Origin of the sequence: Enterococcus sp. DIV0213h (genome assembly GCF_051711285.1) — a bacterium.
Taxonomy (GTDB): Bacteria; Bacillota; Bacilli; order Lactobacillales; family Enterococcaceae; genus Enterococcus_D; species Enterococcus_D casseliflavus.
In genome coordinates this window covers 1,812,702-1,835,577 of record NZ_JBIOMH010000001.1, presented here as the reverse complement: position 1 = coordinate 1,835,577, position 22,876 = coordinate 1,812,702, and the positions used below count along the sequence as shown (strand labels likewise).

Here is a 22,876-nt window from a genome sequence, read left to right as displayed (position 1 = left end):
TTTTCATTCCTCTCCTACTCCATAAGAACAGTATAATCGAAGTGCGAATTTCCTCCAAACAACAAGCAAGGAGAACTTTTTTGTCATATGTTGAGAGACAAAAAAACGATGGCTGCCAATGAAATGGCAACCATCGTTTTGTATTTATCCATTTGTTCTCTTTTTATTACTCGGTCATTGGCGTATTTTCAAAAACCAGCTGATCGTTCAATAATTCGATCGTGACTTGGGTCTTTGGTAAGACTCTGCCAGCAACGATTTCTTTTGCCAATGGGGTTTCGACTTCTCTTGTGATAAACCGACGGAGAGGTCGCGCACCATACGCTGGCTCATAAGCATTTTCAGCGATCCAGCGTTTGGCCTCTTCAGTGATCGTCAACAGTATATCTTGGACTTCCAGTCGTTGTGAAAGCTGTGCGATGATCTTGTCGACGATGCCTGTCACATCGCTTAGACTAAGCGGTGTGAATAAAATCGTATCGTCGATCCGATTTAAGAATTCTGGTTTGAAATGGCCTCTCAAGAGATTACGGACAGTTTCTGCGACAGTTTCTGGGATCGTCCCTTCTGCAGTCACGCCATCTAGCAAGACTTGAGAGCCGATGTTGCTGGTCATGATCAAGACGGTATTTTTGAAATCAACGACGCGTCCTTTTGAGTCTGTCAAACGGCCATCATCAAGCACTTGCAATAAGATATTGAAGACATCTGGATGGGCTTTTTCGATCTCATCCAATAAGACGATCGTGTATGGATTGCGTCGAACGGCTTCGGTCAATTGTCCGTCTTCTTCAAATCCAACATAGCCTGGAGGGGCACCGACCAAACGAGACACCGAATGTTTTTCCATGTATTCGCTCATATCGATCCGAACCATATGCTCTTCAGAGTCAAAGAGGTTGACCGCTAACGCTTTCGCTAATTCGGTCTTACCGACGCCGGTCGGTCCTAAGAACAAGAAGGAACCTAATGGTCGATTTGGATCTTGCAGACCAGCTCGGGAACGAATGACTGCGTCACTGACGGCATCGACTGCCTCGTCTTGTCCAATCACTCGTTGATGCAAGGTCTCATTTAATTTCAACAGTTTTTCTCGTTCGCCCTCCACTAATTTCGCAACAGGGATTCCTGTCAAGCGGCCCACGACTAAGGCGATCTCATTTTCTGTCACTGACTCTTGAACCATCCGAATGCCTTCGTCTTGGTTTTTTTCTTCCAATTCAGCGAGTTCTTTTTCCAGTTGGGGAATCGTCCCATGACGAAGAACAGCTGCCCGTTCCAAATCATAGTTATTTTCAGCATCTTCCAACTCATGCTTGGCTTTATCGATCTCTGCCCGTTTATTTGAAACTGCATTGACTTCTTCTTTTTCCGTTTCCCACTGCATTTTCATGGTATTGACTTCTTCACGCAATTCCGCCAATTCTTCTTGTAAAATGCCTAAACGTTTTTTCGATGCATCATCAGATTCTTTTTTCAGTGCGGCTTCTTCGATCTCCAATTGCATCAAACGTCGAGTGACCTGATCGAGCTCGGTAGGCATCGAATTCATTTCTACCCGAATCGTGGCACTTGCTTCGTCGATCAAATCGATGGCTTTGTCTGGTAAAAAGCGGTCCGTGATATACCGATCAGATAAGGTTGCAGCAGCAACAAGCGCATTGTCATGGATATTGACGCCATGATGGATCTCGAACCGTTCTTTCAAGCCACGTAAAATCGAAATCGTATCTTGAACGGTTGGTTCCTGTACCAGCACTTTTTGGAAACGACGTTCCAAGGCTTTGTCCTTTTCCATGTATTGACGGTATTCATCAAGGGTGGTTGCGCCAATCGTATGCAATTCTCCCCGTGCCAGCATTGGTTTTAGTAAGTTTCCAGCATCCATGCTGCCTTCCGTCTTACCAGCACCTACAATATTGTGGATCTCATCAATAAAGAGAATGATCCGTCCATCGGCTTTTTTCACTTCTTGTAAGACGGCTTTCAAACGCTCTTCAAATTCACCTCGGAACTTGGCACCTGCGATCAAGGCACCCATATCCAGAGAAAAGATCGTTTTGTCTTTTAGGTTTTCTGGGACGTCTTTTCGCACGATCCGTTGAGCCAATCCTTCAACAATGGCTGTTTTACCAACCCCCGGTTCACCAATCAAAACGGGATTGTTTTTTGTTTTCCGAGAAAGGATGCGAATCACGTCGCGAATTTCTTCGTCTCGTCCAATAATGGGGTCCATTTTTCCGCTGCGGACTTGTTGGACCAAGTCAACGCCGTATTTTTCTAATGCTTTATATTGTTCTTCTTGATTTTGTGAGGTCACACGATCCCCTCCTCTTAATGTTTCGATCGTTTGCTTGATTTCTTTCGCGGTGATTCCTTGTTTCTTTAAATACACCGTCAATGGATGATTTTTCAATTTCATCAACGCATAAAGGACGATTTCTGTGGAAAGATACTCGTCTTGAAATTCATTTTTTAATTGATCTGCCTCAGACAAAAGATGAAACAGATTTTGACTCATGGATTGACCATAACGAACATTTCCTCCTTCAACCGAAGGCAGTTCATCTAGTAGCTGGTCGACTTCCTTTTCAAATGCATCGACATCAAGGCCTGTATCCGTATAAAAATTGCGGCCGAATTGATTGGCTTGCAATAAAATCTTCCATAAATGCGGAATATCGATTTCTTGGTGGTGACGCGTCATGGCAATCTGCTGTGCTTCCGCGATGGCACTCTGTAATGTAGTCGTCATTTTTTCTGGGTTCATACTTTTCCCTCCCAAAATGGTAGTCAGAAAAATTAGTACACTGCAAGCAGCATCCTTTTTTCTACTCTTCTATTATACAATATTGGTCAGTAATGGTCAAAAGATTTCCCTCGAAGATCAAGATTTTTTTCAGTATTCTTTCATGAAAATTGACAGATAGGAAGCCGCAATGGTATGCTAGGTCCTGATTGGTCAGGAACAATCGATTTTCCTGATCCTTTTGATCGCTCTTTGGCGATAGTTATTCAGTAAGATTATCTACTTAGCTGTAACGTCTACTGTTTACAGCTTTTTTATATGGAGGAAACGATGTTAACATTAACGAATATTAGCCAACAATTTGGCGACAAATTGCTTTACGAAGATGTTTCCGTTCAAATCAACCGTGGGGAAAAAGTCGGGTTGATTGGACGGAACGGCGCTGGCAAAAGTACTTTAATCAAAATCATTACAGGAGAAATTCTCCCAGACGATGGCTTTGTTCAATTTCCGAAAAATTTGAAAATGGGCTATTTGGATCAATACGTCAATGTTGATGAAACGCAATCGATCCGTGATTTTTTGCGCTCTGCCTTTGCAGAAGACTTCGAAAAAGAACAACAGATCGCAGATCTTTATACTGCTTATGGCGAAAGTCTTGACGATAAGCTTTTAGAAAAAGCCGGCGAATTGCAAAATCAATTGGATCAAGGAAATTTCTACCAAATGGATACATTGATCGATGATTTAGCAGAAGGATTAGGTATTTCGGTTCTCGGCATGGATACCCCCCTTGCTTCCTTAAGTGGTGGTCAACGCTCAAAATTGATCTTAGCAAAAATGCTGCTAGAAAAACCCGACATGCTGATTTTAGATGAACCGACCAACCACTTAGATGATGAGCATATCAAATGGCTGGTTGAGTTTTTACAGGACTTTACTGGTACCTACTTAGTCGTTTCTCATGATCGTCAATTTTTGAATGAAATCACGACCCATATCATTGATATCGAATTTGGCAAGCTTTCTAAGTATACGGGGAATTTAGACAAAGCATTAAAGCTAAAAACGCTGCAAAATGAAAGTTATATGAAGCAATACGAAGCACAACAAGAGCATATCAAGAAAACCGAAAGCTATATCCGTAAATACAAAGCTGGTTCTCGTTCAACAATGGCAAAGAGTCGTGAAAAACAATTGGCAAAAATAGAACGTTTGACCCCACCCCAAGATGTCCCTAAACCGCATCTAGGATTTGATTTGGCACCGATCGTTACGACCTTGGCATTAGAGACGACCAATCTAGTGATCGGTTATGACCAAAAGCCTTTACTATCGCCAATCAACCTAACGATCCGCTATGGCGAAAAAATTGCGATTCGGGGATTTAATGGGATCGGTAAATCGACGTTGATCAAAACAATACTTGGTGTGATCCCTGCAATTGAAGGAACCGTTTCTTACCCACAGCATACAAAGTTTAATTACTTTTCTCAAGATCTTGACTGGGAGTATCCATTACAGACGCCTCTGCAATACCTCGAGGATCTTTTCCCAAAGGCAACCAACAAAGAATTGCGACGACAACTTTCTCGTGCGGGATTACCTAGCCAGCTTGCTCAAGAGGAATTGAAATTATTAAGTGGTGGCGAGCAGACAAAAGTGAAGTTAGCTGAAATGATGTTGATCAAAAGCAACTTTTTGATTCTTGATGAACCGACCAACCATATCGATCAAGACACGAAAAACAATTTGGAAGAAACCCTGGCAGCTTTTCCCGGAACCGTTCTGATCGTTTCCCATGAAGCTGAATTCTATGAATCCTTTGTTGATCGGATCATTGATTTGAAAGACTAAAAAAAACGCTTATCCTCTACTCGAAGATAAGCGTTTTTTTAACTTTCCACTTTTTCTTTTCTAAGCTCTGTCAGCTCTTGGCTAATGTCTTTGCGCTTTTCTTTCATTACATATGCAAAGCCAATAATGAAGGGCCAAATGAATGTCGCTAAGCGATACAGCAGCATAGAAGATGCTGCATCGACTGTGCCGACTAATGGACCAAAAAGCAGCATATAAATAAATTCAAAGGAACCGATCCCTGCCGGTGTTGGAATCACCCCGGACAAGACGACGGCAAAGCTGATGAAGGATAACGTCAACAAGAAATCGATCTCTGGGTGCTGCACGACAAGAATCACATAAGGGATCACGTACCAAGGCAGCATCTTCAAAAGATTCCAAAGGTAGATGCGTAAGAAAGCGGTCCGGTCGGTAATGATTGCATTGACCGTTTCTCGCAAAGAATAGATCTGGGTGTTGCATTTGTCAACGATCCCTCTTAACGCTGCACTTTTGAATAGCTTATTGCTGACGATCACAAAAAAGACTTGAATGTTGATACTGACAGAAAGTGCCAATAAAGCGGCAATGATCAAAAAGACGAGTACGATCCCCGCCAATATCACCCAAATCATATTCGGCGCATTGTCATAGAATAACGAGAATTGAATGATCAACCCAGCGATCGCATAAGTCAATATGGCAAACTTATACATCACCATGTGTAAGGTGGTGACCCCAACCCCTTGTGACAACTGCAAACCATTTTTACGATAAAAATTCACCTCTGAGATCAAGGTGCCCGCGCCAAACGTCACGATCCGATAAAACCCACTGTAACAGACGGTCAGAAACCCCGCCTTGGTGGTGAACTCCGGTTGAAAAGTCACTGCGATCTCTTTGACTGTTCGTCCTTCAATCACTAGGTACAATGTGCCAAGCCCCATAACCAGTAAGACGACGAGAAAGCTGGTCTCTCTTAGCCCCGCTAAAATTTCCATCATCGAGTTACGGACAAAAAAATACATCACACCCAGAATGCCTACTAGTAAAAGTAAATTAAGGGCGAACTTCACTTTAGTTTTCATATTAACTCCTTGCTTGTTAAACCGAATTTATGCAAAAAAGACCATCAGCAGGATAGCAAAAACGGTGCCGAAAGCAAAAAAGAAATAAAACTTCTTCTTTCTTGTTTTGTGGCGAAACACGCGTTGCGCGATCAAACCGCCTAATCCGCCGCCAATCGCCCCCATAAAAAGGAGATTTGCTTCGGGAACCCGCCAACCTTGTTTTACTGCCTGATATTTATCATAACCCATCAGACAGAAAAGATAAAGATTGACTGCAATTAAATAAAACCACAATGGATTGTAAATCAGTGCATCCATCCATTTCCTCCATATGATTGATCGTAGGGACCATTATTTTGATTCTTGTGCTTCCTCAGGTACCAACATCGTCAACCCGTGCTTGATGACTTTCATCTCGATTGGCAGATCATCCGTTGGATCGCCGTCGGTCCGAGTATGAACCGTTTTTTCTTTCGCTTTGATCGAGACCTTTGCGGCAGTGAAGTATTCAACACTTGGTACTTTGGCAATTCTACCCCGAATGATTCTTGGCAAATACAAAATAAACCGTAAAATGTTCAATTTTGGCAAAAGAATAACATGGAACAAGCCATCGTCAGGTTTTGCTTCTTCATCAAAGTTCTTAAACCCACCTGCTGAATTCGACATAACGATCGTCAGTAATTGACTTTTCCCCTGCCATTTCCGTTCGTCAGCAATGATTTCCAATTTGTATTGTTTCTTTTTGATCAACAGATGAATGAACCGTTTCATAAACGCCAACGGACCGTACTGTTGTTTTTCTTCTTGGGAAGTTGCTGCTGCAGTATCTGCTAAAAGACCAATGGTCATCGTCGAGATCATTACTTGATCATTGACCATCCCATAATCGATCGGACGTTCAACCCCTGTTAAAATATTCTCAAACGCTTCTTCTGGCTTGACTGGAATACCTAACATTCGAGCGAAGTTATTTACCGTTCCTCCAGGAATGATCCCGATCTTCAGCTCATCCAGCTTTTCTTTGAATGTTTGCAGGCCATGATGGATCGTTCCATCTCCGCCGATGATCACAATCGTATCGACTGCGTGTTTTTTGGCAGCCTCTCGAACGTCTTTTGGATCCACGTCTGGATTTGAGGCCTGCAAGAACGCTTGATGCTCATCGCCTTGTTCGTTCACATAGGCTTGGAATTTTTCTGCTGTTTCTTTTGCTTCACTTTTCCCCGCTGTATCGTTGTATAATACGAGAATTTTCATCCTATTCACATCCTAATAAAAGGCCGGGCCTTACGCAAGACCTGCGTGAAGAGTTCCCAGCCCTAAAGTTGTTCTTTTCTTTCAATGAAGAAGCTGCTGCTATGCTTGCGCATTCAGTTCGGCGATTTTCACGATCACATCGGTCGCTTTCATCATTGATTGTAGTGAGACGAACTCATAACGTCCATGCATATTTTCTCCACCAGCAAAGATATTCGGGGTTGGAATCCCTAGATAGGAGATTTTCGAGCCATCCGTACCACCACGGACAGGTTCTGTCATCGGTGTGATTCCAACTGCTTTCATCGCATCTTTCGCTAAATCAATGATTCTCATATCTTTTTCGATGATTTCTTTCATGTTGTAGTATTGATCATATAGATGTACGTGCACTCGTGGTTCATCAAAGCGGGCATTCAAGCTTTCTTGAACCGCTAATAATTGTGCTTTTCTTTCTTCGAAACGACTCCGGTCATGATCTCGAATAATGTATGCCATTTTCGCTTCTTCTACTGAACCACTAAGGCTCATCAAATGGAAGAACCCTTCTGTCCCTTCGGTTTTCTCAGGAACTTCATCAGCAGGTAGCGCATTTTGAAAATCGACTGCTAGTTGCAAGGCGTTGATCATGGTGTCTTTAGCAGTTCCAGGGTGGACATTCTTTCCTTGGATCGTAATTTCAGCTTGCGCCGCATTGAAGGTTTCGTATTGCAATTCTCCTACTGGACCGCCATCCATTGTATAGGCAAAATCAACATTGAAATCTTCCACATCGAATTTATCGGCACCAACACCAATTTCTTCATCAGGTCCAAATGCGACTTTGATTTCCCCATGCTTGATCGTTGGGTTTTTCAGTAAAATTTCCATGGCTGTCATGATTTCTGCAATACCTGACTTATCATCAGAACCTAATAAAGTGGTACCATCAGTAGTGATCAAGGTTTCGCCAGCATAATTTTTTAAATTCGGAAAATCTTTTGTGTTTAATGTGTATTTTCCTTCTTTATCTAATTTAATGGTCGATTCGCCATCGTAATTTTCGATGATCTGCGGATCAACATTTTCTGCATTAAAATCGGCGGTATCCATATGGGCGATAAAACCGATGGAGCGCACGTCATGATCGACGTTACTTGGTAATGTTGCGATCACGAAACCATTTGATTCATTGTAATGAACATCGCTTAACCCTAGTTCTTCAAGTTCTTTTTGCAGTTCTTTAGCAAACGCGACTTGTGTTTGGGTGGAAGGTGTTGTGGTGCTTGTCGCATCTGAGCGAGTTTCTGTTTTGACATATTTTAAAAAGCGAGGCAATAAATTTTCGTACATAAAAGATTCTCCTATCTATAGTCAAATGGATTTGTTGAAGTGGTGGAAGGAACAAAGGTCACAGCCCAGTTCTCTTCTGCTTTCCACTGATTGAATTTCTCAATAAACCGAGGAATACATTCCTTTTCGATGTTGTGCCCTGGATCGATCGCGATCAACCCATTGGCTTGCATGTCATGGGCGAAATGGTAACTGATATCGCCAGTGATGTACACATCCGCTTGATGGCGTAAGGCATCGGAATAAAACGATTGACCACTGCCGCCACAAATGGCGATTCGCTGAATTTTTTCAGGTGCATTAGGAAAACTGACAACCCGTAAAGCAGTCAAACCAAACCGCTCTTTGACACGTACGACAAACTGATCAATGGAAAGAGGCTCAGCGAGGTTGCCAACCCGTCCGATTCCATAGGTCTTCGGCAAATTGTCTAAGGCATACAGATCATAAGCTGGCTCTTCGTAAGGATGAGCAGCGATCATTGCCGAAAGGACCTTTTTCTCGATCGTTTCTGGAAAAATGACTTCGATTTTCGCTTCTTGCACCTGTTCTTCTTTTCCGATCTCACCGATGGCTGGATGCGCCGCTTGCTGTGGTGTAAAGCGACCGGTGCCAATCAATGAATAGCTGGTGTTTTGGTAATTGCCTTGCTGACCAGCACCAGCTTTTCCTAATGCCTTTCGCAATGCTGGTGCCGATTCAACAGGCGTAAATACAGCTAACTTCTTCATTTTTACTTGATGGGTTTGCTTTAAGTACGTATCTGGTTCAACTTCTAGCAGTTCACAAAACCAATCGTTCAACCCGTCTTCAATAATATCCATATTGGTGTGGGCGGCGTAAACGGCGATATCATGCTTGACGAGATCCATCAACATCTTTTGTTGCGGATCATCGGTCAGCAAGCGGTTCAAAGGGCGAAAGATCGGTGGATGTTTCGCGATGATCAAGTCGATCTTTTTCTCGATGGCTTCGGTTACCACTTCTGGACGGACATCAAGGGTCATCATGACTCGCTCGAGGGGTTTGTTTAATGTACCAACATGCAGACCAACAGGATCGCCTTCTTCTGCCAACCATAATGGGCAATATGCTTCAAAGCGTTTGATAAATTCTTGACCAGAAATCATGCCAGTACCTCCTTGATCCATTCGATTTGTTCTTTCAATTCATTCATTTTCTCAGCAGGTGGTTCTTTGGCTTTCTCTAACTCTTTGACCACTCGTTGGCGCTGCTTCAATTCATGCTGCCATTTTTTATAAAAAACTGGATTTTTTTCTTTTAATAAAAAGGGACCAAAAAATAATTGCTGGGGCGTGTACGTCGCTTTTCCAGTTTCCGCAACGATAATTTCGTAATTTTTGTCATTTTCTTCTAACAGCACTTCATGAATGATCGTAAAATTGTGATCAACGAGCCATTCCCGCAAGGTCCTTTCGCCAACATTCGGTTGTAAGACCAAACGTTTGACCCCCGCTAAGCGATTTTTTCTGCTGCCTTCTTCTAAAATAGAGCGAATCAAAGTCCCCCCCATTCCAGCAACAACAACCGTGTCGATCTTATCTGCTGGCTGAATAGCGTCCAATCCGTCTGCTAAGCGCACCACGATCTTCTCTGTTAGCCCGTTTTTACGTACTTGTTTACTGGCAGAATCATAAGGTCCTTGAACGACTTCTCCAGCTACAGCATAAGTGATTTTGTTCTGCAGCATCAATGCCACAGGTAAATAAGCATGGTCGGAGCCGATGTCGGCGATACGTGCTTGGTTGGGAATTTGTTCGCCCACGCAAGCCAAACGATCCGATAATGCATGTTCGTTCATATTGTCACTCCTTCTTTCGTAGTATAACACGCTTTCCATAAATAGAAAAAAATGTGCGTCTTGACTGTGGTGCCATTGCCAAGGCGCACATTGCATTAATCGTTCACTAATTCAACCTTTTGAATCGAGTTACCGGGAATTTGCGGTGGGATCGACATCGTCATGATCGGCACGCCTTGCAGCGACACTTGGACCTTGTCTCCTTCAACTAACTCCTCGATCTCTCCTGAATAGGCCTCGATAGGGACATGGAGAATGACCCCATCATTTTGAAAACTTTGGACGACTTGATCCTCATCTTCAACTGCCGCTACGTCTTTCAAAAATAATTGAAAGGTATCATCTGAACCTGCTCGGGCATCTTCTTGAATAATACCAGTAAAAACCGTCGCTGTTTCGCTCTCTGAAGAACTATTGGCAACGGAACTAGCATTCTCACTTGATTCAGAAGGCGTGTTATCGCCACTTGATGCATTGTTGTTTTCGGGACTGCCACAAGCCGTTAACAGCAGCACTGCTGCTAAGGACAAGCCTAGAATCACTTGTTTTTTCATCATCTTCTTCCTCCAGTAATGGTTTTTTAGGCATCATTTCGTCGATTTTTGCCCGTCATTTGGATCTCTTGTGTCAAGTAACGAATACGTTCCATAATACGTTTGGCTTTCAATGGTTCGGATTCGCCGCGTTGCGTTACTGAAAGATGCTGCTCCAACTCATGCATAGTAAAATTCGAGGTAAAGAACGTCGGGAGTTGCTCTTGCATTCGGTATTGTAGAATCACACCGAAGACTTCATCACGAATCCAACTGCTCATCGCATCCGCACCGATATCGTCCATCATTAAGATTGGGGCTTTTTTCACTGCGTTCAGCTTATCCCCCACCTGATCTTTGCCGATTGCTTGTTTCATCTCTACTGCAAATGTCGGGAAGTGAACCAGTGTCGTCGTGTAGCCTGCCTCCGCTAAATCTCTGGCGATCGCGCCAAGCAGATAGGTTTTTCCGATTCCAAAACTCCCCACAAAGTAAAGTCCTTTATGAAACTCCTGTGGATTGGCTGTCAACTCACTAATAAAATCAACGGCAGCTGCGATGGCCTCCATTCGGCCAGGCGTTTGCTGATAATCTGCAAAACTTGCTTCTTGTATATCTTTAGGCATATCCATCGCTTTGATGCGGCTGCGGATCTCTTCTTGTTTCTGATATGCCAGTAGTTCTTTCGTTGGTACATAGGTGACGTCAATAAAATGAAAATTTAACGCTAAGCGCGGCTCATAGCCCGGTGCGATCATGGATGGATCATTGATGCGGAATTTCCGCTTTTCTTGGACGAACTCATACAGTTTCGCATAGCTTTTTTGAATATCTGCTTCGGTCAATACCTCTTCATTTTCGGCAATAAACGCTTTGACATCAGGATCTTGTAAAACCTCTGCCATCATTGCTGAAAACTGATCACGGTAATTGCGTTTATCCAATAGTTTTCCTAAGTTTTTCCCTACATCTTCCATTACTTGTCACCAGCTTTCTTATGCAAGTAGTTTTGCAGTTTTTTATCTAATTCTGCTTGTCGCTCTGGCGTTAATGCTGTCTCTTCCACTGGTTTTTCAGCCCAAGAAGGCAGCTTTTCTTCGCGAATGATTTTTTTGCCGCTGGTTTGTGGTCGGCTGCGTTTTTCCTTGGCACTTCGAACAAGGCTCCGAACATGTTTGATGGCATCTTCTGCCGTGCCAATTTTTAATTCTGACCACTGGGCGGCGATATTGTTCACATAATTTCCTGACAAAGCGGCATTGTTTTGGACCACCAAGACATAATGAACCAGAACATTGATCACACTATTAGGCAATGGTGACCGTTCGACAAGGCTCTTGATCAGCCATTGTTCTGAATCCGTCATGAAACTGTTTTTCTCCGCTTTGATCGCCTTGAGAAAAGCGATCGGTGCATTGTTCTCACTTTCTTGAATCAATAAGACATCATTTTCTGAAAAACCATTCTGTTTTAAGGTATTGAAGCGGCGCAACTGACTTTCCGCTTGGGGATCTTCTCTTTTTGATGTTTTCGTAAATGTTTGTCGTGATTTCTTCATGATGGCTTGTTCCAGCTTTTTCTGGTCGACCTCGCCTGTTGTCAAAGAAACATTGTCCGCCATCATATCCAACAATTCCAACACATCATAGCCATATAAAGAATGGTATAGAACTAACTTTTGTCGAAAACTTGGTGTGAAATTAGCGGCACGGATATACCGACGCTGCGCTTCATATAAAAGAAAGTCCCAATCCAACTGCTTTTCATCAAGCACCAAGTTCGCATTGGTTTCTTGAAAGGAATCACTGACTGCCTGTAACGTTTCTTCATGTGAAGCAAAACGTGCGGTATTTAACCCATAGGCGGCTGAGAAGGATTGGGTCACTTCCTGATAATCGGTCAAGGAACACTGCTTTGGTTGATACAGCTTGACCAGCTGATCAAATTTACGCTCCCCGACTCTTTCCAACAACAGATAGGCATACAATTCATCTTGAAAAAACGCTGCTGGATGGACCGGTTCTTGCAACCAATACAGATACGAGCTCCCGTTTTGAGCATCTGCTTTCTCATAAGACTTTAGCAAGCCGATGCCCTCTAAGTTTTGCTTGGCTTTTATGAAGCGAGGCATTCCCGCATTCATGGCATTCAAGATATCTAGATGCACGGTCGTCATCGACTCCTCGCCAGAAAAGCTTTGGGCTTGGACATCGCTTGCGAGTGTCAAATACAACGCTAAAGCATCACTTTCAATAATTGGTTGATACAAATAAATGAGGGCGTCTTTCCCTTCCGTTGTAAGTGGACGGCTTTTGAACACTTTGTACGATTGATTCGGTAAACTATTGCCCACTTGTTGTCCCCCTCTATTCTTGTGGTTCTTTCGCTTTTTCGACGATGTCTTGTAGTTCTTTCAAGAAAACTGACATGTCTTTAAACTGGCGATAGACACTGGCAAAACGGATATAAGCGATCTCGTCTAAATCAACTAAATCTTCCATCACATACTCACCAATCTGTGTTGTAGAAATTTCATTTTCACCAAGAGCACGAACACGACTTTCCACATGATCGACGATCGTTTCCATCTGATCCATTGTCACTGGTCGTTTTTCAGCAGAACGAATCAAACCCCTTAGGATTTTTTCGCGATTGAATTCTTCACGGGCACCATTCTTCTTAATCACAAGTAGGGGTGCCTCTTCGATACGTTCAAATGTTGTAAAGCGATAGCCGCAATTTTCGCATTCACGACGGCGGCGAATCACACGTCCATCATCGGCTTGTCGACTATCAACTACCCTAGAATTGTTATGATGACATTTTGGACATTGCATAGTTCCACCTCATTTTCTCTCTTATGCGCTTACGTATTTACGTAAAGTCATCGGTTTCTATGATTAATTATAACATGAAATCCGTTGGTACAATAGCCAAAGTGGTTTATTCTGTTCATTTATTACAAAATTTAAATAATGTTATAACTACTGTTTTTTTGAATTTGAAAAAACGGCAGAAATCTTTCTGCCGTTTCATTTCGTTATTTATCTTTCATTTGCAGCAAAGAAACAAAGTCATGCAAATTTGCTGGCTGTTCCATCTGCTGATTGCACCGTTGGCTATCCCGGCAAATATAGTTCCCCCGTTTGGTATACGTTCCATCGCCATTGCTTTTCGTCAGAGAAAGAAACATCGAGACATTCCCTTCATGCTGACACAAGGGACAGATTCCTTTCTTGACCTCGGTTGAGACATGACCGTGAAGTCCTGTAAACCCTTGTTCAGTGGCAATGATCATAAACTTACTTTGACTACCGATATCATCCCAAGAAAGATAGGTGGTCTCTTTTAAATCAACGGAAGCAAAATCAGGTATTTTCAGTTTTTTTACTTTCCGAAACATTTTTTCAATTTGTTTTGTTGTCGGTACTTGAAAGGGTCGGACGTACTCTTTGAGCTCTGTTAACAGCTCATTGCTGCGACTGATCGTCATCCCTGGTTGAAAGAAAGCAGCTAAAATTTCACGTGGCGCTGTTTCTTCTTCAGGAAAAAATTGTTCTATGGCGTCTTTTGTCATCGTTTCAACCGTTTTGATCGTTCGAGGATCATTGACCGATTGATACGTTCGTACTAATTGGTATACTTGATGTTTAATTGAATGAAATTGGTAAGGTTCGATCATAAAAAAGCCTTCTTTCTAATTTTCCGTTTCCTATTGCGGCTGTTCTACTTTCTTGACAGTCGTACACAATGCATAAATAAGCATTTGATGACCACCTCCCAATTTCTTTGCTGCTTTCCATGCGATCTTAATGGATTATAATGAGAGGTTGAGAAATTGTCAACTGTGCAGGTGGTTGTCTTTCAACCTCTCTTTGGTCTCATTAACAAAAATGCCTCGTCTAGCAGACGAAGGCATCCATGGTCGTTTATAATTTATCTTCAATTCCTGTGTAATGCTTCAGCTGGTCTGCATCCCGTCGATCATTCGAAGAAATTTTATTCGCATCGGGATTTTCAGCTCGCAATAGTTCTTCGCTGCTGACATTTTCAGGGGTGGTTCGATCATTGCGGGCATCACGCTCATCATTTTGATCATCTAGTTCATTGACTCGTTTTTGATCGTGCTCTTTCTTGATTTGACCTTCTTGTGCTTGTTCTTTCCCAGAGTGGGCAAGTTCTTCATTGTTGGTCCACTCACCGATTTTTTCTTTGGCTTTGCCAACGATCACATCTTTTTCATCTTTAAAAGTACCCATAGTTATCATCCCTCCTGTATACTTTCATCATAACAAGCATTCTGATTTCTGACAAAAGATATGAATGCGATACCAAACAATCAGCAAAATGTTTTTCTTTATGCTATAATATGAGCGATTATTTTCTGAATATTCATACAACTGGAGGTGAAGAACCTGTTTAAGGTTCGACAATAGATGACAATCCTCGATTTCCAACAGGTTTCTTTCGTTCGCGACAAGAACTATTTATTAAAAGCGATCAATTGGCAAGTGAAAAAAAATGAGCATTGGGCGATTTTAGGTCTGAATGGTGCTGGCAAAAGTTTATTACTCCAAATGATCACGGGAAGTTTATGGCCTTCTTCTGGTCAACGAACGGTCTTAGGTGAGCGTTACGGAAAAACGTCTGTGCCCGATCTTCAACGGCGCATTGGTTGGGTCAGTTCAGCGCTGCAAAGCAAGTTTTATGGTCGCGATCTTGCCGAAGAGATCGTTCTTTCCGGGCTTTATTCCAGTATTGGTCTTTATGAGTCCTACGAAGAAGAGCAGCTGATCCAAGCAAAAGCGCTTTTGGCTGACTTAGGTTTGTCGCATCTGATCCATCGTTCCTATCACGTCCTTTCTCAAGGGGAAAAACAATTTGTCATGATCGCACGTGCCATGATGGCACAACCAGAGATCCTCATTTTGGACGAACCTTGTACAGGCCTTGATTTATTTGCGCGAGAAGAACTGCTAACCCGTCTGGAGGCTTTTTCACAGCTGCCGAATACGCCGACTCTTCTTTACGTTACCCATCATACGGAAGAGCTACTACCGATTTTCACTCATTTGCTGATGTTAAAAAACGGCAAAGTCCACGCCGCTGGTCAACGAGAGACGATTTTTACTGAGGAGGTTCTCACCTCTTTTTATGATCAGCCGATCGTTCTTCACCCCTTTTCCAGCAATCGTGTGATCGTGACCCCAAAATAAATCAGGGCTGGTACTTTGATATTTAACCATTCATAAACGATCGTCTTACTTTCCAAACCAAACAGTTTCCGACATGTTTCAGCGCCAGTTGTTTTTGGAAATGATAGGGCTAGGTTTGCTATTGAGAGATAAAATAGCAGGTACCCTTTTACTGAAGGGAACCTGCTGTCTTATCTATTTGTTTAAGGATGCTAACCAATCATCGATCTGCTGATTGAGTTGGGCGATCGTTCCTTGATTATCAAAGACAATATCGGCCCGTTGTTTCTTTTTCTCAATGGAAAGCTGACTGTCGATTCGTTGTTGCGCGTCTTGCTCACTCAATTGATTACGTGCCATCAACCGCTCTTTTTGAAGCGCTTCTGGCACATAAACGACTGCAGTTTGATCCATGTATTGGTCGTAGTCGGCTTCATATAACAAAGGAATGTCAACGATCAACAAGGGCACCTGCTGCTTTTTTTCTTCGATCTGAGACAAAATCTCTTGTCGAATAAATGGCGACAGCGTCTGATTCAGCAAGCGACGTTTTTCTGGATCCTTAAATATCAGGGCACCGAGGGTTTGCCGATCCAGGTGCCCGTCATCGGTCAAAATTTGCGGACCAAAGGCTTGCGTCACCGCCTGCAAGCCCTCCGTATTCGGTTCAACGACTTCTCTGGCGATGATATCGGCATCAATAATCGGTAAGCCCAGTGAGCGAAAATGCGCGACTGCGGTACTTTTCCCAGTAGCGATCCCGCCAGTGACCCCTAAGACAAAGCTCATTTGCTGGACCTCACATGCAATTTTTGGCACTGAGGACAAAAGTGCGTCCCCCGTTGGGCAACTTTGGTCTTGATGATTGGTGTCCCGCATCGCCCGCAAGGATTGCCCGTCTGGCCATAGACATTTAATGACATTTGGAATTTTCCTGCTTCGCCCAATGCATTGAGATAGGTCCGAATGGTGGTCCCCCCTGCTTCAACGGCGCGTTCCAAGACATCGATGATCGCTTGATGCAACACGTTGGCTTCTGCTGGGGTGAGCGAATCTGCTGGTTGTTCAGGATGGATCTTCGCTTGCCATAGCGCCTCATCTACATAAATATTGCCCAAACCAGTCACAAGTTTTTGATCTAACAAAAGGGGTTTGATGGCTTTTTTGGACCGCTTCAATCCTTGCTCAAATGCTTCCAATAAAAACAATTCAGGCTTAGGCTCAGGACCTAATTGCATGATGCCTTTATAGGCTGCACTTTGGTCTTTATCCACTAAAGTCATACGACCAAATTTTCTTACATCATGGTAATTTAACTGACTGCCATCCGTAAAATGGAAAATGACATGTGTATGTTTATCGACAATCGGGTCTGACTCAAAATACTCGTACTTGCCTTCCATTCGTAGATGAGAGATCAGATCATAATCTGTCAATTTAAAAATCAAAAATTTTCCACGTCGTTCAAATTTTTCAAACCGTTGCCCTTTCAACAGTGCCGAAAAGATCGGCACTTCAGGACTTTCGATGATTCGCGGCCAAAGGATCTCGACCGATTCGATCGTTTTATTTAAAACAAGTTTTTCAAGTCCTTTGCGGACCGTTTCAACTTCTGGTAATTCAGGCACCTCTGTTCACCTCATTTATTTTGCATCGTACCATGTTTTGCCCCAATTGCTGTCTGTCAGTAAAGGGACATGCAATGCAACGGCTTGCTCCATCACTTCTTTCACTAAAGCGTCAAGACGAGGCAATTCAGATTCAGGTACTTCAAAGACTAGTTCATCGTGTACTTGCAGCAGCATCGTTGCTGCTAATTTTTCTTCTTTCAAACGTTTCGCCAAATCGATCATGGCAATCTTTAAGATATCCGCCGCACTGCCTTGGATCGGTGTATTGATGGCGGTTCTTTCAGCAAAAGTCCGAATATTGAAATTGCGCGAATTGATATCAGGTAGGTAACGACGGCGATGATACAAGGTTTCAACGTACCCTTTGTCCTTCGCCTCACGAACCACATCCTCCATATACGTTTTCACACCAGGATATTTTTCAAAATACGTATCAATATATTGTTGGGCGGCTTTTCTGGTGATTCCTAGATTCTGGGATAAGCCATAATCGGAAATACCATAAACGATACCAAAGTTGACCGCTTTGGCTTGACGACGCATATTTGGTGTCACATCTTCTGCTTTTTCGATACCAAAGACTCGCATCGCTGTGCTTGAGTGGATATCTTGACCTTCGATAAAGGCTTCTTTCAAATGGGTATCATCTGAGATATGTGCCAACACTCGTAATTCGATTTGAGAGTAGTCAGAAGAATAGATCACCCAATCAGCTTCTCGTGGCACAAAGGCTTCACGGATCTTTCGACCTTCTTCTAAACGAATCGGAATGTTTTGCAGGTTCGGATCGACAGAACTTAATCGACCAGTTTGGGTCAAGGTTTGTACATATCGTGTATGGACTTTGCCATCCCCTTGGATCACTTTTAATAAGCCTTCTACATAGGTTGATTGGATCTTAGCGATTTGACGATAAGTCAAAATGTCTTCAACGATCGGTGCTTGCTCTTTTAGTTGTTCTAACACATCGACTGCTGTCGAATAGCCAGTTTTGGTTTTTTTGATGACTGGTAAGCCCATTTTTTCAAATAAGATCACACCCAGTTGTTTCGGTGAGTTTAAATTGAAGGTTTCACCAGCTTCGGCATAGATTTTTTCTTCAATTTCATGCAACCGTTGCGCAAATTCGCCCTTCATCTGATGCAAGCGAGACGCGTCAACTTTGATTCCAGTAATCTCCATATCAGCTAAAATCATTGATAAAGGCAATTCCATTTCTTCAAATAGCGCTGTTTGATTCTTCGTTGCCAATTCTTCCGTAAGCTTTGGTGTTAGGTTCGTAATCGCTGCTACTTTACGGGCTAAATGAGCAAAGAAATCTTCCTCATCCGCTGGCAAACCTTTTTTCGCACCTTTTCCATAAATCGCTTCATCCGATTGGATCGCATCATAGCCATAGTGAGCGGCAACACCTGCGATGTCATTATTCGTATCATTCGTGTCTAAAAGATAAGCTGCCAATAAAACATCAAAAGCGATTCCTTTTGGTGCTGTCGTGTATCGGTTTAATGCCACGTACGTGCGTTTGGCATCATAGACGAATTTTTTACGTTCCTCGTCTTTTAACCAATTGGTAAAGACTGGACTTTCAAACAATTCTTCACGATTGCTGACATAAATTTTTTCTTGATTGCCCCAAGCAACACCGACGATGTCTTCCAAATGATAGTTATCCCCCATCATCTCGACATACAATGCTGTGTCTCCTTGGAACATATCTTCTGTTACTTCTTCAACGACCGAAAATAAAATGTCTTCCATCTCAACTGGTTCGGCTGTAATCTGCAACTTCTCTAAGAAGCTATTAAAGTTCATTTCTTGGTAGAATGGCACCAATTTCTCTAAATCTTTGCCTTCATATTTCAGTTTGTCGACATCGACCTCAATGGGCGCATCCACATCGATGGTTGCTAATTGTTTTGAAAGAAAGGCGATCTCACGGTCATTGATCAGGTTTTCTTTCATCTTGCTTTTTTTCATTTCATCGATGTGTTCATAGATCCCCTCAACGGAGCCATATTCCTTCAATAGCTTGATGGCTGTCTTCTCACCAATTTTGGTGACACCAGGAATATTATCGGAAGCATCGCCGGCTAGTCCTTTCATGTCGATGATTTGTAAGGGCGTTAGGCCGTCATATTTTTCAGCCACATGAGCGGGCGTATAACTTTCAATTTCGCTAACTCCTTTGACCGTAATGTCAACTTTCACGTGCTCCGTTGCCAGCTGGGTCAAATCGCGATCGCCAGATAAAACGACGACATCAAATAGCTCTTTGTCGACTTTATTTGCCAATGTGCCAATGATATCATCGGCTTCGTAATTATCTAATTCGTAATATTGAACACCTAACGCGTTGATCAATTCGCGAATGTAAGGCATTTGTTCTTTAAATTCCCCAGGGGTTTTTGAACGTCCGCCTTTATAGTCTTCATACATCGCTGTCCTGAAGGTGGTTTTTCCAGCATCAAAAGCCACTAAAACATGTGTTGGCTGTTCTTTTGCCATCACATTTTCAAACATAGTATGAAACGCATAGATGGCATTTGTGTGCAGCCCATTGGCATTTTTAAACCGTTCTAATGAATTATGCAACGCAAAAAACGCGCGAAAAGCCACACTATTTCCATCAACGAGTAGTAATTTATTTTTTGGCATTTGATTACTCCTTTTCTCAAAAAGTTCCTCTTTATTCTATCAAAGAACGGGCACAAAAGCGATGAATTGCTTTGTTTTCTCTCTCATTTTATACAAAAAAAAAGGCGAGTTTCCTCGCACTTTTTTTAGTTGTTTTTTCCAAAGATTCGCAATAACGCAAGGAATAAGTTGATAAAGTCCAAATACAGTTGTAATGCCATGAAAACGGCCACTCCTGTATTTGCGCCACCATTCGTTGCGAAGTATACATTGCGGATTTGCTGATTGTCATAAGCGGTGATCCCCATAAAGACAAAGACGGTCACGATCGATAAGAAAAAGTCAACCGGTTGACTGCGTAAAATAAATACATTCAAGAGCGTCGAGATGATGATCCCGATCAACAGACCATAGCCGATACGACCAACCACACTTAGATCACGTTTAGTCATGATCCCAAATGCTGACATGACACCAAAAGTGACAGCTGCTGAAACAAATGCTCCCACGATCGATCCAAAGTCATAGATCATCAGTGTCACAGACAAGGTCAATCCATTCAAGAGCGAATAGACTAAAAAGCCAGCAACGGTCAAGGACGGATTTTTCTGCGCCTTCACCCCTAATACAATAACTAGAATGATCTGTAAGATCCAAAGACCAGTAAATCCTAGCGGAAAGTTGCTGATAAATTGCAGGGTTTGCGCTTGAAAGACTTCCCCAAATATATAGGCTGAGATCGCACTGATCGCAAGCCCAACGCCGAAGAATAAATACACTTTTGAATAAAAGCGATTTAAGCCTTGGGCTTGGACGGTTTCATTATTTAAATTATTCATCTTGTTGTTCCTCCTCATTTTCTGCTACTGCTTTTGGCGGCTGGACCATGACCACAGCATCTAAAATACGATGATCTTCTGTGTTGATCGCTTCAACCGAAATAGTTACCACGTCTTTCATTTTATCCACTTTGATCACTTCGAATTCAAAGGTCAACGTTTCATAATGATATACAGGTTCAATAAAGTTTACCGAAAAATTGACTACATGAGAGCCAGGACCAGGCAAATGTTTCGATACGGCACTGGTGATGATCCCCATCAACATAATGGATGGTACGATGGGACGCTGGTACTCAGTTTTTTGCGTGTAGTCATGTTGTATATACAAAGGATTGGCATCATTAGTCAGCCCTAAATATAACAACAGTTGATTGTCTTCGATCGATTCTGTTAAGGATAACGAATCGCCTTCCTCGATATCTTCAATACTTTTTCCTATTTTTCGCGGTTTCCCTATATTCAAAATTTAATTCCTCCAAAAAGAATAGTTTCGTCTGAGTATATTCTATCAGATGCCTACAAAAGTGCAAGTTCGCGGTGCTGCTTTTGCAAAAACTTCAGATGTAAAAAACTCTTGCAGCAAACACGCCACAAGAGTCTTTGATTACAATACGTTACGAGTTGTATTGCTTAATAGTTTTTCATAGGCTGTCTCAAATTTTTGCACATCGCCTGCTCCCATGAAAATCACGACAGCATTTTGATGATCCAATAGCGGAGATACGTTCTCTTCTTTGATCACAGTTCCGCCTTTTTGAATTTTCTTGCCTAGATCTTCAATTTTAACATCTCCTCGTGATTCACGAGCAGATCCAAAAATGTCACATAGATAGACATGGTCTGCAAGATCCAATGCTTCCGCAAATTCATCCATCAAAGCGATCGTGCGGGTAAAGGTATGTGGCTGGAAGACAGCAATAATTTCTTTCTCTGGATATTTTTGACGAGCGCCATCGATCGTTGCTTTGATTTCTGCAGGATGGTGGGCGTAGTCGTCCACGATCGTCATATCCGCCACGATTTTTTCGCTAAAGCGGCGTTTCACTCCAGGAAATGAAATCATCTCAGCAGCAACTTCTTTCATATCCAATCCTTCTTTGTAAGCCACAGCGATCACACTTAATGCGTTGTTGATGTTGTGCTGACCAAACGCTGGCAAGACAAAATGGCCAATATTTTCACCATGGATAAAGACGTCGAACTCTGAACCTTGGGTGGTGCGTTCAATATTTTTTGCTTGGACATCGTCGTTATCGTTGACGCCGTAATAGTAGATTGGGACATCGGCTTCAAGTTTACGCAAGTATTCATCATCACCAAAAGCAAAGATGCCTTTTTTCACTTGACTTGCCATCGATTGAAAGGCTGAGAAGACATCCTCGATCGAGTGGAAGTAGTCTGGGTGATCAAAATCGATGTTGGTCATGATTGCATAATCCGGTGAATACGCTAAGAAATGACGACGGTATTCACAGGCTTCAAATGAAAAGAATTCCGCATCAGGTTCTCCATGACCAGTCCCATCGCCAATCAAGAAACTTGTTGGACGGATGCCGCTCAAGACATGAGAAAGCAATCCTGTCGTACTGGTTTTCCCGTGAGAACCGGTCACCGCAATACTCGTATAGGGCTGAATGAATTGGCCAATAAAGTCATGATAACGAGTAACTTCTAAACCAAGTTCTTTTGCCCGTACGATTTCTTCGTGGGTGTCAGGGAAAGCATTCCCTTGGATAATGACCATTTCTGGTTGAATGTTTGCTTTATCGAAAGGCAACAATTTGATCGCTGCTTTTTCTAGATCACGTTGAGTGAAGAAATATTCTTCCACATCAGAGCCTTGTACTTGGTAGCCTTTTTCGTGCAGAATCAAAGCCAATGAACTCATACCGGAACCTTTGATTCCAACAAAATGATGTATTTTGTTTTGATTTTCCATTATTATAATCCTCTTTTCTCAAATCCG

At 42.5% G+C, this 22,876-nt stretch carries 21 protein-coding genes; 2 read left to right on the top strand and 19 right to left on the bottom strand.

Annotated elements, in window-relative coordinates:
• Nucleotides 1–166 precede the first annotated feature (166 nt).
• The gene (gene clpB / locus IGI77_RS08290; RefSeq protein ID WP_438769840.1) at nucleotides 167–2,770 is read right to left on the bottom strand and encodes an ATP-dependent chaperone ClpB; all 2,604 of its coding nucleotides are present in this window, start codon (nucleotides 2,768–2,770) and stop codon (nucleotides 167–169) included.
• 309 nt (nucleotides 2,771–3,079) lie between these two features.
• Between clpB and IGI77_RS08285 the strand changes: the two genes are divergently transcribed.
• Nucleotides 3,080–4,606 carry an ABC-F family ATP-binding cassette domain-containing protein gene (locus IGI77_RS08285; RefSeq protein WP_010748209.1) on the top strand — a complete coding sequence of 509 codons (1,527 nt, stop codon included), beginning with the start codon at nucleotides 3,080–3,082 and terminating at the stop codon, nucleotides 4,604–4,606.
• A 38-nt stretch (nucleotides 4,607–4,644) separates the two neighbouring features.
• On the opposite strand, the gene IGI77_RS08280 is transcribed toward IGI77_RS08285, so the two are convergent.
• The 12 genes from IGI77_RS08280 to IGI77_RS08225 all read right to left on the bottom strand — a co-directional run bounded on the left by IGI77_RS08280 (nucleotide 4,645) and on the right by IGI77_RS08225 (nucleotide 14,873).
• Entirely contained in the window at nucleotides 4,645–5,676 is a 1,032-nt protein-coding gene (locus IGI77_RS08280) for a lysylphosphatidylglycerol synthase transmembrane domain-containing protein (protein WP_074535939.1), read from the bottom strand.
• Nucleotides 5,677–5,703: 27 nt separating this feature from the next.
• Nucleotides 5,704–5,976, bottom strand: a complete 273-nt coding sequence (locus tag IGI77_RS08275) for a DUF1294 domain-containing protein (protein ID WP_010748207.1) — start codon at nucleotides 5,974–5,976, stop codon at nucleotides 5,704–5,706.
• A 33-nt stretch (nucleotides 5,977–6,009) separates the two neighbouring features.
• A complete protein-coding gene (locus tag IGI77_RS08270; RefSeq protein WP_159160594.1) occupies nucleotides 6,010–6,918 on the bottom strand; it encodes a diacylglycerol/lipid kinase family protein in 909 nt (302 codons plus the stop codon).
• Between the two features lie 99 nt (nucleotides 6,919–7,017).
• Nucleotides 7,018–8,250 carry a peptidase T gene (gene pepT, locus IGI77_RS08265; protein ID WP_438769839.1) on the bottom strand — a complete coding sequence of 411 codons (1,233 nt, stop codon included), beginning with the start codon at nucleotides 8,248–8,250 and terminating at the stop codon, nucleotides 7,018–7,020.
• Between the two features lie 11 nt (nucleotides 8,251–8,261).
• Nucleotides 8,262–9,380 carry a Nif3-like dinuclear metal center hexameric protein gene (locus tag IGI77_RS08260; protein ID WP_438769838.1) on the bottom strand — a complete coding sequence of 373 codons (1,119 nt, stop codon included), beginning with the start codon at nucleotides 9,378–9,380 and terminating at the stop codon, nucleotides 8,262–8,264.
• Nucleotides 9,377–10,072, bottom strand: coding sequence for a tRNA (adenine(22)-N(1))-methyltransferase (locus IGI77_RS08255; protein WP_195960668.1), 696 nt, complete (start codon nucleotides 10,070–10,072; stop codon nucleotides 9,377–9,379). Before IGI77_RS08255 ends, IGI77_RS08260 begins: the two co-directional genes overlap by 4 nt.
• Before the next feature lie 95 nt (nucleotides 10,073–10,167).
• Nucleotides 10,168–10,629, bottom strand: coding sequence for a hypothetical protein (locus IGI77_RS08250; protein ID WP_010748202.1), 462 nt, complete (start codon nucleotides 10,627–10,629; stop codon nucleotides 10,168–10,170).
• 23 nt (nucleotides 10,630–10,652) lie between these two features.
• Complete coding sequence (gene dnaI / locus IGI77_RS08245) at nucleotides 10,653–11,582, bottom strand: primosomal protein DnaI (protein WP_005226006.1); 930 nt, start codon at nucleotides 11,580–11,582, stop codon at nucleotides 10,653–10,655.
• The gene (locus tag IGI77_RS08240; RefSeq protein ID WP_438769837.1) at nucleotides 11,582–12,958 is read right to left on the bottom strand and encodes a replication initiation and membrane attachment family protein; all 1,377 of its coding nucleotides are present in this window, start codon (nucleotides 12,956–12,958) and stop codon (nucleotides 11,582–11,584) included. The genes dnaI and IGI77_RS08240 overlap by 1 nt, the downstream gene beginning before the upstream one ends.
• 13 nt (nucleotides 12,959–12,971) lie before the next feature.
• Entirely contained in the window at nucleotides 12,972–13,442 is a 471-nt protein-coding gene (nrdR, locus tag IGI77_RS08235) for a transcriptional regulator NrdR (RefSeq protein ID WP_005226004.1), read from the bottom strand.
• 203 nt (nucleotides 13,443–13,645) lie between these two features.
• Nucleotides 13,646–14,287, bottom strand: coding sequence for a FusB/FusC family EF-G-binding protein (locus IGI77_RS08230; protein WP_015509634.1), 642 nt, complete (start codon nucleotides 14,285–14,287; stop codon nucleotides 13,646–13,648).
• Between the two features lie 247 nt (nucleotides 14,288–14,534).
• Nucleotides 14,535–14,873, bottom strand: a complete 339-nt coding sequence (locus IGI77_RS08225; protein ID WP_016609515.1) for a hypothetical protein — start codon at nucleotides 14,871–14,873, stop codon at nucleotides 14,535–14,537.
• A gap of 168 nt (nucleotides 14,874–15,041) precedes the next feature.
• On the opposite strand from IGI77_RS08225, the gene IGI77_RS08220 reads away from it, so the two are divergent.
• A complete protein-coding gene (locus IGI77_RS08220) occupies nucleotides 15,042–15,821 on the top strand; it encodes an ABC transporter ATP-binding protein (RefSeq protein WP_438769836.1) in 780 nt (259 codons plus the stop codon).
• 174 nt (nucleotides 15,822–15,995) lie between these two features.
• Here IGI77_RS08220 and coaE read toward each other — a convergent pair whose 3' ends face one another.
• The 6 genes from coaE to murC form a co-directional block, all read right to left on the bottom strand.
• Complete coding sequence (gene coaE / locus IGI77_RS08215) at nucleotides 15,996–16,589, bottom strand: dephospho-CoA kinase (protein WP_438769835.1); 594 nt, start codon at nucleotides 16,587–16,589, stop codon at nucleotides 15,996–15,998.
• Entirely contained in the window at nucleotides 16,586–17,428 is an 843-nt protein-coding gene (mutM, locus tag IGI77_RS08210) for a DNA-formamidopyrimidine glycosylase (RefSeq protein WP_438769834.1), read from the bottom strand. Before mutM ends, coaE begins: the two co-directional genes overlap by 4 nt.
• Nucleotides 17,429–17,443: 15 nt before the next feature.
• Nucleotides 17,444–20,089 (bottom strand): DNA polymerase I, encoded by a 2,646-nt coding sequence (gene polA / locus IGI77_RS08205; protein WP_195960661.1) that lies wholly within the window; start codon nucleotides 20,087–20,089, stop codon nucleotides 17,444–17,446.
• A 125-nt stretch (nucleotides 20,090–20,214) separates the two neighbouring features.
• Nucleotides 20,215–20,907 carry a Bax inhibitor-1/YccA family protein gene (locus IGI77_RS08200; RefSeq protein WP_074535957.1) on the bottom strand — a complete coding sequence of 231 codons (693 nt, stop codon included), beginning with the start codon at nucleotides 20,905–20,907 and terminating at the stop codon, nucleotides 20,215–20,217.
• Entirely contained in the window at nucleotides 20,900–21,373 is a 474-nt protein-coding gene (locus tag IGI77_RS08195; protein WP_005225996.1) for a MaoC family dehydratase, read from the bottom strand. The genes IGI77_RS08200 and IGI77_RS08195 overlap by 8 nt, the downstream gene beginning before the upstream one ends.
• Nucleotides 21,374–21,514: 141 nt before the next feature.
• Entirely contained in the window at nucleotides 21,515–22,849 is a 1,335-nt protein-coding gene (gene murC, locus IGI77_RS08190; RefSeq protein ID WP_005225995.1) for a UDP-N-acetylmuramate--L-alanine ligase, read from the bottom strand.
• Nucleotides 22,850–22,876: the final 27 nt, after the last annotated feature.